The 13,243-nt window shown below is 70.2% G+C and carries 13 protein-coding genes and 1 pseudogene; 8 read left to right on the forward strand and 6 right to left on the reverse strand.

Features of this window, described 5'->3' with window-relative positions; all coding sequences use genetic code 11:
• Positions 1–304, forward strand: a 304-nt coding sequence (locus tag AWC03_RS23700; protein WP_142278501.1) for an MmpS family transport accessory protein, incomplete at its 5' end; no start/stop codon positions are given.
• Positions 304–951 (forward strand): DUF2561 family protein, encoded by a 648-nt coding sequence (locus AWC03_RS23705; protein ID WP_085243147.1) that lies wholly within the window; start codon positions 304–306, stop codon positions 949–951. The genes AWC03_RS23700 and AWC03_RS23705, both read left to right, overlap by 1 nt.
• 7 nt (positions 952–958) lie before the next feature.
• On the opposite strand, the gene AWC03_RS23710 is transcribed toward AWC03_RS23705, so the two are convergent.
• Positions 959–1,192, reverse strand: a complete 234-nt coding sequence (locus tag AWC03_RS23710) for a hypothetical protein (protein WP_085243148.1) — start codon at positions 1,190–1,192, stop codon at positions 959–961.
• 323 nt (positions 1,193–1,515) lie between these two features.
• Here AWC03_RS23710 and AWC03_RS23715 point away from each other — a divergent pair, with 323 nt between their 5' ends.
• Positions 1,516–1,977, forward strand: a complete 462-nt coding sequence (locus AWC03_RS23715) for a DUF5994 family protein (RefSeq protein WP_085243149.1) — start codon at positions 1,516–1,518, stop codon at positions 1,975–1,977.
• Here AWC03_RS23715 and qcrB read toward each other — a convergent pair.
• Genes qcrB through ctaE form a run of 4 tightly spaced genes read right to left on the reverse strand, consistent with a single transcriptional unit; the run spans position 1,974 to position 6,374 of the window.
• The gene (qcrB, locus tag AWC03_RS23720; RefSeq protein WP_085243150.1) at positions 1,974–3,674 is read right to left on the reverse strand and encodes a cytochrome bc1 complex cytochrome b subunit; all 1,701 of its coding nucleotides are present in this window, start codon (positions 3,672–3,674) and stop codon (positions 1,974–1,976) included. The genes AWC03_RS23715 and qcrB overlap by 4 nt on opposite strands.
• A complete protein-coding gene (gene qcrA, locus AWC03_RS23725) occupies positions 3,671–4,870 on the reverse strand; it encodes a cytochrome bc1 complex Rieske iron-sulfur subunit (RefSeq protein ID WP_085243151.1) in 1,200 nt (399 codons plus the stop codon). Before qcrA ends, qcrB begins: the two co-directional genes overlap by 4 nt.
• On the reverse strand, positions 4,867–5,733 hold the full coding sequence (gene qcrC / locus AWC03_RS23730; protein WP_085243152.1) for a cytochrome bc1 complex diheme cytochrome c subunit: 867 nt from the start codon (positions 5,731–5,733) through the stop codon (positions 4,867–4,869). The genes qcrA and qcrC overlap by 4 nt, the downstream gene beginning before the upstream one ends.
• Before the next feature lie 29 nt (positions 5,734–5,762).
• Complete coding sequence (ctaE, locus tag AWC03_RS23735) at positions 5,763–6,374, reverse strand: aa3-type cytochrome oxidase subunit III (protein WP_085243153.1); 612 nt, start codon at positions 6,372–6,374, stop codon at positions 5,763–5,765.
• A 138-nt stretch (positions 6,375–6,512) separates the two neighbouring features.
• Between ctaE and trpD the strand changes: the two genes are divergently transcribed.
• Entirely contained in the window at positions 6,513–7,607 is a 1,095-nt protein-coding gene (gene trpD / locus AWC03_RS27675) for an anthranilate phosphoribosyltransferase (RefSeq protein WP_158089999.1), read from the forward strand.
• On the opposite strand, the pseudogene AWC03_RS23745 reads toward trpD, so the two are convergent.
• Positions 7,545–9,386 (reverse strand): annotated as a pseudogene (locus AWC03_RS23745) (DEDD exonuclease domain-containing protein); the annotation flags it as partial. The gene trpD and the pseudogene AWC03_RS23745 sit on opposite strands and share 63 nt — an antisense overlap.
• Before the next feature lie 175 nt (positions 9,387–9,561).
• On the opposite strand from AWC03_RS23745, the gene AWC03_RS23750 reads away from it, so the two are divergent.
• The 4 genes from AWC03_RS23750 to pimB all read left to right on the forward strand — a co-directional run bounded on the left by AWC03_RS23750 (position 9,562) and on the right by pimB (position 13,242).
• Positions 9,562–9,816 carry a hypothetical protein gene (locus AWC03_RS23750; RefSeq protein ID WP_085243156.1) on the forward strand — a complete coding sequence of 85 codons (255 nt, stop codon included), beginning with the start codon at positions 9,562–9,564 and terminating at the stop codon, positions 9,814–9,816.
• A 182-nt stretch (positions 9,817–9,998) separates the two neighbouring features.
• Complete coding sequence (gene ripC / locus AWC03_RS23755) at positions 9,999–11,150, forward strand: peptidoglycan hydrolase RipC (protein WP_085243157.1); 1,152 nt, start codon at positions 9,999–10,001, stop codon at positions 11,148–11,150.
• A 46-nt stretch (positions 11,151–11,196) separates the two neighbouring features.
• A complete protein-coding gene (locus AWC03_RS23760) occupies positions 11,197–12,036 on the forward strand; it encodes a hypothetical protein (protein WP_085243158.1) in 840 nt (279 codons plus the stop codon).
• 48 nt (positions 12,037–12,084) lie between these two features.
• The gene (gene pimB, locus AWC03_RS23765) at positions 12,085–13,242 is read left to right on the forward strand and encodes a GDP-mannose-dependent alpha-(1-6)-phosphatidylinositol monomannoside mannosyltransferase (protein WP_085243159.1); all 1,158 of its coding nucleotides are present in this window, start codon (positions 12,085–12,087) and stop codon (positions 13,240–13,242) included.
• The last annotated feature ends 1 nt before the right edge of the window (position 13,243 follow it).

A 13,243-nucleotide genomic window follows, 5' to 3' on the forward strand; every position in this document is an offset into this window, starting at 1 on the left:
ACCTGGCGCGCCCCCGCCGACCACCCCGACGGGGCCGCGCCAGGTGACCTATTCGGTGACCGGCACCAAGGCGCCCGGTGACATCATCTCGGTGACCTACGTCGACGCCTCGGGGCGGCGGCGCACGCAGCACAACGTGTACATCCCGTGGTCGATGACCGTCACGCCGATCTCACAGTCCGACGTGGGCTCCGTCGAGGCGTCCAGCCTGTTCCGGGTCAGCCGGCTCAACTGCTCGATCACGACGAGCGACGGGACCGTCCTGTCGGCGAACACCAACGACGCGCCCCAGACGAGCTGCTGATGGTCAGCAGGTATTCGGCGTACCGCCGTGGGTGGGGCGACGACACCATCTCGCCCGACGTCGTCGACCGCATACTGATCGGTGCCTGCGCCGCCATCTGGCTGGTGTTGCTGGGCGTGAGCGTGGCCGCGGCCGTTGCCCTGACGGACCTGGGGCGGGGTTTTCACAAGGCGGCCGGCGGCACGCATACCACCTCGTGGGTGCTGTACGCCGTGATCGTGGTGTCCGCGTTGATCATCGCGGGGGCGATCCCGATGCTGTTGCGGGCCCGGCGGATGGCGCAGACCGAGCCGGCCGCCCGGGGGATGACGGCGCCCAACCAGCCCCCGGTGCGCCTGATGTCCCAGGCGCCGCGCACCGCGGCCGAATGGGCGCGTCAACCGAGGGCGCAAGTGCCGGCCCAGGAGGCCGATTCCGACCGGTCGGGGGAGGCGGTCGATCGGGCCTGGTTGCGCGGCACCGTGCTGCTGGTGGGCGCGATGGGCCTGGCGCTGGTCGCGGTCTCCACCGCGACCTACCTGATGGCCGTGGGCCACGACGGCCCGTCCTGGATCGCGTACGGCGTCGCCGCGGTTGTCACCGCCGGGATGCCGGTGATCGAGTGGCTGCACGTTCGCCAGCTGCGCCGCGCCGTCGACGCGCAGTAGGCCCGCGTCACGACGCCTTGGCGTACCTGCGAACCAGTTCGTCCTCGCCGAAGGTGCCCGTGTGTTGCGTGCCGTTGGCGTCGCGGCCGAAGAATGTCCAGCGCCGGGGAGTGGTCTGCGGACCGCTGATCATCTTGACGGTGTAACGCAGCGTCGTGGGACGCAAGGTGCCGATGACGTCGCCGACCCGGATCTTCGACGGATGGATCTCCGGGGCGTCGCCCCAGTCCTGTATCGCCATTGCGCCCATCCTCACCGTGTCGGCCCCCCGCAACTGTAGTGCACGAACACGGTCGGGTGGTCGGCCCCGCGAGGGCGCCGCCGCGGTCGCCGGGTGGGTTGAGCCGGCGTCGTCGGCGCCCTGGCCGCCCCCGGTGGGGTGCCGTGGCGTAGCGTTCACCCCGAGCCGTTTCGTTGTCAGCGGTGCTCGGGCGCCACCGAGCCACCCAAGGGCAATGCGATTCCTCCGTCCGCCCCGCGCGCGCCGGGGCGAACGACGCCGACGTGAAGGGATCCGCCCATGGTTGTCGTGAATCTGGCCGGCTGGGACCGCCAGGTCTCCAGATGACCGCATCGTTTGCCAGCCGCCGCCGCGCCAATCCGGTCCGGCTCTCGGTGGCCCGTGAACTCGGCCGCGCCATCGACGGCGCGTGGTGGCCGCGCGCGGACCGCATCACCAACGAACTGCCCGAGCTGGTCGCCGTCCTGACTCCTTTGCTGGGCGAAGTCAGCGCCATCAACGTCAACTGGCCGCCGCTGCAACGACCCCCCGACCTGAACTGGTCGGGATGGGAACGAAAGCGTCAGCACGTGATGACCGTCGTCGGGGGCGACGCACGGGTCAACCTGCTCGTCATCCCGTACGCGACCTACAGCGCGCTCGCCCTGATGGTGTTGCGCTGCGCGGCCGACCTGCCGGTCGAGGCCCGCGACCAGATGAAGCCGGCCTTCCTGACCGCCGGCTCCATCGTGCGGGCCGCGCACCAACAGTGCGGCGCGGGCGTCACCGAACCAGCACGAGGCTAGTGGTGCTCGCCGTTCTTCCCGTTGGTCGAACCGGCGACGCTTTCCTGGTGCTCGCGCAGCGCGGTCAGCGCACGTTGCTCGGAAGCGTGCGCCGCCTCCCGCAGGGCCGCATCCTCGGACACCGGGTCGGCGAACAGGAAGCTGCCACTACCGGGTGAACCGGCCGAGCCCAGCTTGTTCATCCGCTTGGGCAGCGCCGCACCCTGGTACTCGAGCGGGATCGGGTGGCCGTGGTCGTCGACGGGGCCGAGCGGCTGATGCAGCTCGACGTACGCCCCGTGCGGCAGCCGCTTGATGATGCCGGTCTCGATCCCGTGTGCCAGCACCTCCCGGTCGCTGCGCTGCAGCGCAATGCACCACCGGTAGGTGACGAAGTAGACGATCGGCGGGAGGACGACCATCCCGATGCGGCCGATCCACGTCGTCGCGTTCAGCGAGATCTGGAACTTGAACGCGATGATGTCGTTCATCGCGCTCAGCGTCAGCACCATGTAGAACGCGATCGCCATGGCACCGATGGCGGTGCGTACCGGGGCGTCACGGGGCCGTTGCAGCAAATTGTGGTGGGCGTAGTCGCCGCTGAACCGCTTCTCCAGGAAGGGGTAGATGATCAGCAGGACGAAGATCAGGCCCATGAGGATGGCGACCCAGACCACCGCGGGAATGGTGTGGTGCCAGAAGTAGAACTCCCACGGCGGCCAGATGCGGGCAAGGCCTTCGGTCCACATCATGTAGAAGTCGGGCTGCGAGCCGGCCGAGACGTGAGATGGCTTGTAGGGACCCAGGTTCCAGATGGGGTTGATCTGTAGCAGGCCACCCATCAGGCCGAGCACACCCACGATCGCGGCGAAGAACGCGCCGGACTTGACCGCGAAGATCGGCATGACCCGCACGCCGACCACGTTGTGTTCGGTGCGGCCCGGGCCGGGGAACTGGGTGTGCTTCTGGAACCAGACCATCGCCAGGTGCAGGCCGATCAGGGCCAGAATGATCCCGGGCAGCAGCAAAATGTGCAGCGCGTACATGCGCGGGATGATGTAGCCCGCAGTCGCGCACTCGTTACCCACACCGCCGCAAGGGAAGTCGCCGCCGAACAGGGCCCAGTGCAGCCAGGTGCCGATCACCGGCATCCCCAACGTGATCGAGGACAGGGCGGCGCGCAGCCCGATGCCGGACAACAGGTCGTCGGGCAGCGAGTAGCCGAAGTAGCCCTCGAACATGGCCAATATCAGCAGCAGCGAACCGATGACCCAGTTCGCCTCGCGGGGCCGCCGGAACGCGCCGGTGAAGAAGATGCGCGCCAGGTGCACCATGATCGCCGCGGAGAAGATCAGCGCGGCCCAGTGGTGAACCTGACGGACGAACAGGCCACCGCGTACCTCGAACGAGATGTCGAGGGTCGACGCGAAGGCCTTGGACATGTCGACACCGCGCAGCGGCTGGTAGGCCCCGTTGTAGGTGACCTCGGCCATGGACGGGTCGAAGAACAGCGTCAGGTAGACGCCGGTGAGCAGCAGCACGATGAAGCTGTACATCGCGATCTCGCCCAGCAGGAAGGACCAGTGGGTCGGGAAGACCTTGTTGAGCTGCCGGCGCACCGCCGCCGACGGGTGATAGCGCGTGTCGATGTCTTCACCCTGACGCGCCAGGACATCGCCGATCTTGGGCGGTTTGGGGGGACTCAGCTTCGGGCTCATGAGGTCGTCCTTTCCCAGAATGCCGGTCCGACGGGCTCGATGAAGTCGCCGTTGGCGACCAGATACCCGTTGGTGTCGATCGTGATGGGCAGTTGCGCCAGCGCGCGCGCCGCCGGGCCGAAGATCGGCTTGGCGAAGTGCAGGGCGTCGAACTGCGACTGGTGACACGGGCACAAGATTCGGTAGGACTGCTCCTCGTACAGCGACGCGGGGCAACCCAGGTGCGAGCAGACCTTGGTGTAGGCGAACAACTCGCCGTAGTTGAAGCTCTCCTGGCCCTGGCGCTTGACCACCCGGGGCATGTCCGACGGCCGGACCCGGATGAGCATCACGGGGTTGCGCACGCCCTGGTTGATCGCCCGCAGCTTTTCCTGGGATTCCGGGGTGGTGCCGTCACCGTCGGACTCCCGCCACGGGAAGACGGTCTCCATGCCGCCGGCGTCGAGGTCTTCGGGGCGCATCTTGATGAACGGTGACGTCCCCGCGGAGCCCGTGGCTCGCGCGAGGAAGATGGTCTCGCCCGCATACCGCGGTGTCCAACCGGACGTCCACAGCACGGCCTTCTTGCCGTTCGCGGTGGGCACCACCGGCTTCCACGGGTTCTTGATCAGGCCGCCGGCAAACGCCACCAACGTCGACAGACCGAACGCGCCGAGGCCCAGCCCCAGCGACATCCCGATCACCTTGCGCCGCCGGACGGTCGAGCCTTCCAGGGCGTCGGTCAGGTTGGCCACGACCGTCTTGCGGTCGATCTCCCGGGAGGCGCCGTCATGCCGCTCCTGGATCGAAATCTCTTCCGGGATAAACCTTTTCTGGTACAGGATGGTGCCGATGGCGATCGACAGGATCGACATCCCGAAGGTCAGCCCGTACAGCGGGGTGGCCAGGTCGTACAACAGGCTGCCCGCGGCCGCCTTCGGCTTGTACTCCCACGGCCAGAACAGGAACACCAGCAGCAGCGCCAGCCCGAAGATGCCGCCCAGCAACAGCCACAGGGCGACTCCGCGCTCGGCACGCTTTTCGGCCTTGGTGCCCTCGACGGGCCAGCGGGGATCCTTGACGAGCGTCTCGACGCCGTCGAGTTTGCCGCCCAGCGCGACGAGCTCGTCATGCGACATGGCGGACAGAGCCGCCTCGTCGGGTTCGTTCGGCGCGGCGCCCTTGTCGGTGTCAGAGCCGCGAAAGTCTTCGCTCATGATGCTCGTGCCCCAATCCACAGTGCCAAACCGATGGCGGCGACCATCCCGATGATCCACGCGGCCATGCCCTCGGGTGCGGGCCCGAATCCACCCAGGCCGTAGCCGCCGGGCTGGCGTTCTTCGGTGACCGCCTTGATGTAGCCGATGATGTCCTTCTTGGCTTCGAAGGACAGCTGACGGTCGGAGAACTTCGGCATGTTCTGCGGACCGGTCCGCATCGCCGCCAGGATCTGCTGCTCGTTGGCTGGTTCGAGGGGCGGCGCGTACTTACCCGACGACAGCGCCCCACCCTTGCCGGTGAAGTTGTGGCACGACGAGCAGTTCAGCCGGAACAGGTCCCCGCCGCGGCCCAGGTCGTCGCCGCGCAGCGACTTCATGGCCAGGCTGCCGTCCGGGTTGCGCACGGTGGTCGGACCGCCGCCGTTGGCCTGGACGTACGCGCCCAGCGCGTCGATCTGCCCCTCGTCGAAGATCGGCTCCTTGCGCGGCGCCTGGGCCTCGCCGGTCATCGCCGGCATCCGGCCGGTCGAGACCTGGAAGTAGACGGCCTCCTCGCCGACGCCGATCAGGCTGGGCCCGCGGTCGGCCACACCCTGCAGGTTGGCGCCGTGGCACGACACGCACGACGTGTCGAACAGTTGCTTGCCCGTCCGCAGCAGCGCCGAGGACGACTCGTCGGCGACGGCCACCTGCGGGCGCGGAGTCAGCACGGCGGCCAGGCCGCCGGCGATCGTCAGCGCGATCAGCAGCAGCAACCCGCCCGACAACCGGCGGCGCAGCCGCCGCCGCGAGCGATCACTGGCAGCCTTTCGCGACCGTCCGGGCCGCGCACCGGATCGGATGGACCCCAGTTTCTTCAACCCAGCACTCCTGTTCGTCCAGCGTCGGCTCATCGGATGAAATAGATCACGGTGAACAGCGCGATCCACACGATGTCGACGAAATGCCAGTAGTAGGAGACGACGATGCTCGCGGTGGCCTGCGCCGGGGTGAACTTGCTCATTCCGGTGCGCGCCAGCAAGAAGATGAAGGCGATCAGACCGCCGGTGACGTGCAGCCCGTGGAATCCGGTCGTCAGGTAGAACACACTGCCGTAGGCGCTGCCGTGGATCGTGGTGCCATGAGTCACCAGGTGGTAGTACTCGTAGCCCTGCCCGCAAACGAAGAACAGGCCCATCAGGAAGGTGATCACATACCAGCGGCGTAGCCCGAAGACATCGCCGCGTTCGGCCGCGAACACCCCCATCTGGCAGGTGAACGACGACGCGATCAGCACGAGCGTCACCGGTACGGCCTGATAGAGGTTCAGTTCGGTCGGCGGGGGCGGCCACTTTCCGCCCGACTGCGCACGCGCGGTGAAATACATCGCGAACAGGCCGGCAAAGAACATCAGCTCGCTCGAGAGCCAGACGATGGTGCCGACACTGACCATGTTGGGTCGATTCAACGAATGAACCCGCGACGTGATTGCAGTACCCGAGGTCCCTACAGCGCTGGTCACATCCGCAAGTATGACGCTTTGTAGTTGTTTAACTCCACCCGGGGCGGCATTTGATGTTTTCGCGTCGCGGCCGGGCCCGGAACGGGCGGCTTTCGCCGCCGGTTGGGGGAGGTCCGGTCCGCGTGGGACCATCGGCGCGTGGCTGCGTCATCTGAGGCTTCGCCCCCCGCCGGTTCCGCCGCGGTCCCCGGGGCGGCGCCGTCGTGGCCGCAGGTGCTGGCCCGGTTGACGGCCCGCCGGGAGCTGTCGCGCGGCCAGGCGGCCTGGGCCATGGAACAGGTCATGGCCGGCGACGCCAGCCCGGCCCAGGTCGCCGCGTTCGCGGTGGCGATGAAGATGAAAGGCCCCAGCTCGGCCGAGGTCAGCGAGCTCGCCGAGGTGATGCTCAGCCACGCGCGCCCGATGCCCGCCATGCGCGACGACGCCGTCGACATCGTCGGGACGGGTGGTGACGGCGTCAACACCGTCAACCTGTCCACCATGGCGGCGATCGTGGTCGCGGCCGCGGGCGTGCCGGTGGTCAAACACGGTAACCGCGCGGCGTCGTCGTTGTCCGGGGGTGCCGACACGCTGGAGGCGCTCGGGGTGCGCATCGAGCTCGAACCCGAGCAGGTCGCGCGCAGCCTGGCCGAAGTGGGCATCGGGTTCTGCTTCGCGCCGCTGTTTCATCCCTCCTACCGGCACGCGTCGGCGGTGCGCCGCGAGATCGGTGTCCCGACGGTGTTCAATCTGCTTGGGCCGCTTACCAATCCGGCCAGACCGCGGGCCGGGCTGATCGGCTGCGCGTTCGCCGACCTGGCGGAGGTGATGGCGGGGGTGTTCGCCGCGCGCCGGTCGAGCGTCTTGGTGGTGCACGGTGACGACGGGCTCGACGAGTTGACGACGACCACCACCAGCACGATCTGGCGAGTGCAGGCGGGAACGGTGGACAAGCTGACGTTCGATCCGGCCGGATTCGGTTTCGCCCGAGCCGATCTCGACGATCTGCTGGGCGGCGACGCGCAAGCCAACGCGGCCGAGGTGCGTGCGGTGCTTGCCGGCGCCGACGGCCCGGTCCGGGACGCCGTGGTGCTCAACGCCGCCGGGGCCCTCGTCGCCCACGCCGGTCTATCCAGCCGCGCTGAATGGTTGCCGGCGTGGGAGGACGGGCTGCAGCGCGCCGGCGCGGCGATCGACTCCGGTGCGGCCGAACAGCTGCTCGCGCGATGGGTGCGGTTCGGCCAACAGCTCTGAATCGTATTGCGCCGCTTGGTCATAGGCCAGTCGTGCCGAGCGGGCCGATGCCGCCCAGGCCGCCCACGCGCCGGCGCAGCGCACCGGCGAAGCCCAGCCCGCGGCGTCGGGGGCGTCGTCGACGCGGACGATGCGCACCCCCGGGCCGGCCAGCCAGCGCGCGATGAGGGCGGATTCCTCCACCAGCGCGCCACCTAACGGGGCCGCGGTAGGCAGAATCGCCTGTGCGCCAGCCGTGATCGCGTCGACGACCGGCATCGGGGGCACCCCTCGCGGCGCGGTGCCGGCCGCCGCGAGCTGGCCGTGCCGGACGACGGCGAGGTGGTAGCCGCCCTGACCGTCGGATGCGGCCGCGATCAGCTCGGGCAGCGCGGCCAGCGCGCGCAACCGCTGGCCGCGCCACAGGATCTCCACGGCGGTGGCGGTGCGGTCACGCAGGCGCGCTGCGCTCTCGAAATGCCGTCGCTCGGCCAGCGCCAGGACCTGATCCACGGCGTCCGACAGGGCGGCGTTGTCCATCCCGTCGATCAGCGCCGCGCCGCGCGCCACGGCCGCGGCGTACTGCGTGGCCATGACGCCGCGCGCCGCGGGGCAGGGCGAGATCTCCGCCTCGGCGCAGGCCGGGCCGTGCAGGACCGACCGTCCCAGCCGCGTCGTGCAGGTCCTCAGCCCGGTGAAGCGCGACAGCAGCGCGGCGGTGTCGGCGGCGTCGGCGCGCGAGCGGAACGGACCGACCGCGCGGTCGTGACGGGGCGCTCGCACCACCGCGAGCCGCGGGAACGCCTCGTCGGTGAGCGCGACCCACCACCACCGGTGCGGAAACTTCGACCGGCGGTTGTAGGGCGGTGCGTGCGCGGCCAGCAGCCGCAGCTCGCGGACGCCGGCCTCCAGCGCGTGGGCGCACTCGACGTGGTCGACCGCGGTGGCCAGATTGACCATTTCCTTCATCCGGCCGCGCGGGTCGGCGCCGGTGAAGTACTGACCGACCCGGCGGCGCAGGTCGACCGCCGTGCCGACGTAGAGCACCTCGCCCGACGGTCCGCGAAACAGATAGACGCCCGGCCGCCGGGGCAGGCCCTCGGCGAGGACCCGCTTGCGTCGCTGGGCCGGGGTCACGTCCGGCAGGTAGGAGCCCAGGTCGGTGTAGGTGTGCACGCCCTGGTTGCCGACCCGCTCGATGAGGGCGTGCAGCACGTCGACGGTGGCGCGGGCGTCGTCGAGGGCGCGGTGGGTGGGCTGGGTGGCCACGGCGAACAGCCGCGCCAGCGAGGCCAGCCGCACGCTGGGGGCTTCCTCCCGGCTGAGCACGCGGCGGGCCAGTCGCACCGTGCACAGCACCCGCGGGCGCGGCCACACCACGTCGCACCGCGCCGCCGCGGCACGCAGGAACCCGACGTCGAACCCGGCGTTGTGAGCGACCAGCACCGCCCCGTGGTCCAGGCCGGCGAACTCGAGGAACATCGGCAGCACGGCGTCGATCCGGGGGGCGTCGGACACCATCGCGGTGGTGATCCCGGTCAGCCGCACGATCTGCGGCGGGATGCTGCGCTGCGGGTCGACGAGCGTGGCGAACTCGCCGAGCACGACGCCGCCGCGGACCTTGACGGCGCCGATCTCGGTGATGGCGTCGGGGCCGTTGCCGCCGGTGCTTTTCGTGCGCCCGCCGGTGGTCTCGAGGTCCACCACGACGAAGGTGGTGTCGCGCAGCGAGACGTCGGGAGCTTCGAAGGACGACCCCAAGTCGGCGAAGCTGAGCTGAGTCGCACCACCGGCACCCATGCCGCGACGGTAAGCGTGGCCACCGACACCCGGGCGGCTCCCACGCCGGACCGCCCCCGCCCGTTTGCGGTCTTTCCGGGGAAAAGACCGGTGCCGGGGGGTTGTCGGTGGCCGCGGTTACGGTTCGGACGGTCGACCTGACGTCGCCCACACCTGACCGAGAGGATCGATCCCGATGGCACGAACCAGTAGGCCCGACAGCAACGGCGCGACGGTGCCCGAAACGGGGGCGCCGGTGGTGATCGACTGCGACGACTGCGCGGTCCGCGGGCCGGGTTGCCGCGATTGCGTAGTCAGCGTGTTACTCGGGGTACCGGAGACTTTGTTGGCGGACGAATGCGCGGCGTTGGCGGTGCTCGCCGATGTCGGCCTGGCGCCGCGATTGCGGTTGGTGCCCATCCGCCGCGAGCGCGATTCGGGCGTGGCCTAAGATGCTTTGCGTGCCAAAGGCTTACGAGGGGGTCGGCGTCGCTCACACGATAATGACAGAAATCTTGCCAATTTCTTAACCGCTCGCTTTGGACAAACGTCGATATCGTTTCGTAACCTGTTTGAGACCTGAACCAGCTCGACGGCGCATGGTCGTCTATGGCCGTTTAAGGAAGCAAAATCTTGAGGCTTGACTCTAGATACCCGTTTGCGCGTGTCCTCACACGAACTGCCATCGGGACGCTAGCGGGCTTCACAGTGTTATCGGGTGTCCTCGCCGCGCACGCGTCGGCCGACCCGGCCGACGACGCGCTGGCCAAGCTCAACCAGTTGTCCCGCCAGGCCGAGCAGACCACCGAGGCGATGCACAGCGCGCAGCTCGACCTGAACGAAAAATTGGTGGCCCAGCGCGCGGCGGACAAGAAGCACGACGACGCCCAGGCGTCCGTCGACGCCGCCAAGGCCCGCTTGGCCTCCTACCAGGGCGCGGTCAACAAGCTCGCCGCCGCGACCTACATGGGCGGTCGCGTCGACGGCATGACGGCCATGTTGACCGCCGGATCGCCGCAAGGCCTGATCGACAAGCTGGCCATGCAGCGGCAGATGGCGACGCAGATGGCCGACCAGATGAAGAACTTCCGGGTCGCCAGCGAGCAGGCCGCCAAGGCCGAGCGGGAGGCCGCCAAGTCCGCCGCAGACGCGAAGAGCGCGGCCGAGCAGGCGGCCGCGGTGCGGGCGAGCCTGCAGTCCAAGCAAAGTCAGCTGCAGGTGCAGATCGCGGTCGTCAAGTCGCAATACGTTTCCCTGACCCCCGAGCAGCGCACCGCGCTCGCCGATCCCGGCCCCGTACCCGCCGGTCTCCCGGCACCGGGCGCCCCCGCGCCGGAGGCCGCTCCGCCGGGCGCGCCGCCGGCCGCCGGGCAGGCACCCGGTGAGGCGCCGCCTCCCGGCGGAATGCCCGGGCCGTTCGGCGGGGGGGTCGGCGGTGGTGACCGCGCGACCGTGGTGCAGGCCGCGCTGACCCAGGTCGGTTCGCCCTATGTCTGGGGTGGCGCCGCTCCCGGCGGGTTCGACTGCTCCGGGTTGGTGATGTGGGCCTTCCAACAGGCCGGCATCGCGCTGCCGCACTCCAGCCAGGCGCTGGCGCACGGCGGTCAGCCGGTGTCCCTGTCGGACCTGCAGCCCGGCGACGTGCTGACCTTTTATTCGGACGCGTCCCACACCGGCATCTACGTCGGTGACGGGATGATGATCCATTCCTCCACCTACGGCCAGCCGGTGCGGGTGGTGCCGATGGGCGCAGGTGGCCCGATCTACGACGCCCGCCGTTACTAGGGGCCCCGGCCCGCGGCGCCGGCGGCTCGGGCTGCTGCTGGCCTGGGTGTTTGTCGTCGAGATCATCGTGGCGGCGGCCGTGCCGTTCGACGCGGCCCTCGACCGCACCACCCGACCCGCGCAGCTGGTCGTCCCCGTCCGCAGCCAGGTCAGCGCCGCGGCGAAGTCGCTGGTCGTCGGCGACCGCACAGTTCGGCTGCTCGGCCTCGGTGGCCAGGCCGGTGACCGGCTGCTGTCGCGGGTGGCGTCCGGCGCCGAAGTCGCGATCAACGCGGTCGAGGCGTTCTGGGGCATCGACTGGTCGCGCGAGGTCTCGGTGGTCGCGGCCGCCACGGACGAGGAGTTCCGCGCCGCCGCCGGCGGGGGACCGGCGGCGCAGTGGGCCGACATCGCGGCCGTGACGGTCGTCGACCGTGTCGATCCCGCGCGCCGGACGGCCGTCGGCCAGCGGATCGTCTTCGCGCCCGGCGCGGCCAACATGACTGCGGGGGCGCTGCGAATCGTGTTGACGCACGAGCTTTTTCACTATGCCGCGCGCGTGGACACCGCCCCCGACGCGCCCCGATGGCTGACCGAAGGCGTGGCCGATTTCGTTGCCCGGCCCCGCAACCCGGTGCCCGCCGACGCGTTGCCGGTGCCGCTGACGCTGCCCTCGGACGCCGACCTGGACGCCCCGGGGCCGCAGCGCTCGCTGGCCTACGACCGCGCGTGGTGGTTCGCGCGCTTCGTCGCGGACACCTACGGGACGGCCAAGCTGCACGACCTGTATCTGGCCGCCTGCGGTCCGGGGCACACCGACGTGGCCTCCGCCGTCCACGACGTCCTGGCCACCGATTCGCCCGGCCTGCTCGTGCGCTGGCACCAGTGGCTGGCCCACTCGGGGTGACGGACGCCCTGCGGCGGGCCCGGTACACCGCCAGGCTAGCCTGACGCAGTGAGTCGGGTCCTGCTGGTAACCAACGACTTTCCGCCCCGGCCGGGCGGGATCCAGTCCTACTTGAGCGACTTCGTCGGCCGGCTGGTCGACGCCCGGTTGCATTCGGTCACGGTGTACGCGCCGCAATGGAAGGGCGCCGACGCGTTCGACGAGGCGGCCGCGGCGGCCGGTTATCGGGTGGTCCGGCATCCGGGCACCCTGATGCTGCCCGGCCCGGCGGTGGACGCCCGGATGCGCCGGCTGATCGCCGAACACGACATCGACACCGTCTGGTTCGGCGCGGCCGCACCGCTGGCGCTGCTGGCCCAGCGCGCCCGCCAGGCGGGGGCCGGCCGCGTCGTGGCCAGCACGCACGGCCACGAGGTGGGGTGGTCGATGCTTCCGGTCGCCCGGTCGGTGCTGCGCCGCATCGGCGATACCACCGACGTCGTGACGTTCGTCAGCCGCTACACCCGGGGGCGGTTCGCGCCGGCCTTCGGCCCCCACGCCTCGCTGGAATACCTGCCGCCCGGGGTGAACACCGACCGGTTCCGGCCCGACCCGGCGGCCGGCGCCGAGCTGCGCGACCGGTATGGGCTGGGTGCGCGGCCCACGGTCGTGTGCGTGTCCCGACTGGTCCCGCGCAAGGGCCAGGACATGCTGATCAAGGCCCTGCCGTCGATCCGGCAACGCGTCGACGGCGCCGCCCTGGTCATCGTCGGCGGCGGTCCCTACCTGGAATCGCTGCGCAAGCTGGCCCGCGACTGCGGGGTGGCCGAGCACGTGACGTTCACCGGGGGCGTGCCGGCCGCCGAACTGCCCGCACACCATGCGCTGGCCGACGTCTTCGCGATGCCGTGCCGCACCCGCGGCGCCGGCATGGACCTCGAGGGCTTGGGCATCGTGTTCCTCGAGGCGTCCGCGACCGGCAAGCCGGTGATCGCCGGCGACTCCGGCGGCGCCCCGGAAGCCGTGCAGCACAACAAGACTGGATTGGTGGTCGACGGGCGCTCGCTGACGGCGGTCGGCGGCGCCGTCGCCGAGTTGCTCGGCGACCCCGACCGGGCCGCGGCCATGGGCGCCGCCGGTCGCGAGTGGGTGATGGCCCAGTGGCGGTGGGACACGCTGGCCGCCCGGCTGGCCGATATCCTGCGCGGCGACGATGCGGGCCGCTGAG

Source organism: Mycobacterium europaeum (assembly GCF_002102155.1).
GTDB lineage: Bacteria > Actinomycetota > Actinomycetes > Mycobacteriales > Mycobacteriaceae > Mycobacterium > Mycobacterium europaeum.

Coding starts and splice junctions, on each gene's coding strand:
- AWC03_RS23750 (WP_085243156.1), top strand. CDS start 9,562: ATGGCACGAACCAGTAGGCCCGACAGCAACGGCGCGACGGTGCCCGAA.
- qcrA (WP_085243151.1), bottom strand. CDS start 4,870: ATGAGCGAAGACTTTCGCGGCTCTGACACCGACAAGGGCGCCGCGCCG.
- qcrB (WP_085243150.1), bottom strand. CDS start 3,674: ATGAGCCCGAAGCTGAGTCCCCCCAAACCGCCCAAGATCGGCGATGTC.
- AWC03_RS23710 (WP_085243148.1), bottom strand. CDS start 1,192: ATGGCGATACAGGACTGGGGCGACGCCCCGGAGATCCATCCGTCGAAG.
- AWC03_RS23715 (WP_085243149.1), top strand. CDS start 1,516: ATGACCGCATCGTTTGCCAGCCGCCGCCGCGCCAATCCGGTCCGGCTC.
- AWC03_RS23705 (WP_085243147.1), top strand. CDS start 304: ATGGTCAGCAGGTATTCGGCGTACCGCCGTGGGTGGGGCGACGACACC.